General features: G+C 63.0%; 1 protein-coding gene. It reads right to left on the bottom strand.

Going from position 1 to position 857, the window contains the following annotated elements; genetic code table 11:
* Positions 1–112 precede the first annotated feature (112 nt).
* A partial coding sequence (locus HLUSI_RS0124065) for an enoyl-CoA hydratase-related protein (protein WP_016836369.1) occupies positions 113–857 on the bottom strand: 745 nt, incomplete at its 5' end.

Raw genomic sequence — 857 nt, 5'->3', positions numbered from 1 at the left:
TGACCGGCTTTTTCATTGCAAAAATCACCGCAGAACCGGGAATGCCTTTACTGACGATTTCACTCCGGCTACAACTGCAATTACAACTCCAACCGCAACTTCAGCTTCCTTTTCAACGTCCGACGAACTGCGCCGTGCGCTTTTCCTTGAACGCCGCAATTCCTTCACGCCGATCCTCGCTGGCCGCCAGCAACGAAAACGATTTCCGCTCCAGGTTCAGTCCCGCTTCCAGTCCCAGTTCATACGACTTGAGCATGGCTTCCTTCGCCAGCCGCAACGCCAACGGCGACTTGGCGGCGATGGTCTCGGCCAGCGCTAGCGTACGTGGCAGCGTGTTCTCGTCGTCGGCGACTTCGGCGATCAGGCCCGCCGCCAGTGCCGCGTCGGCCGACAGGAGCTCGCCGCTCAACACCATCTTCATCGCCAGCGGCTTGCCGACGGTCCGAATCAGACGCTGCGTGCCGCCTGCGCCGGGAATGGTGCCGAGGTTGATTTCCGGTTGGCCGATCTTGGCGCCGCGGCCGGCGATGGCGATGTCAGCGTGCATCAGCATTTCACAACCGGCGCCCAAGGCATAGCCATTGACAGCAGCCAGCAGCGGTTTGCTGAAACCGGCGATGGCTTTCCAATACTGCGGACGGACGTCGAGCAGGGCGCCGATGGCGTCGGTCTGCGCCATCTCGTTGATGTCGGCGCCGGCGGCGAATACCTTCGCCCCGCCGGTGACGACCGCTACGCGGATGCTGTCGTCGGCTTCCGCCAGCGCCAGCTCCGCGACGATTTCGCGCAGGCTGTTGTTGCGCAGCGCATTGCGTACGTCCGGGCGGTTGAGCGTGATCAGCAGCAGGTGCGCGCCG

This window comes from Herbaspirillum lusitanum P6-12 (assembly GCF_000256565.1).
GTDB lineage: Bacteria > Pseudomonadota > Gammaproteobacteria > Burkholderiales > Burkholderiaceae_D > Herbaspirillum > Herbaspirillum lusitanum.
Note: the sequence above shows the minus strand (reverse complement) of the source record. Positions and strands in the feature narration are given on the sequence as shown.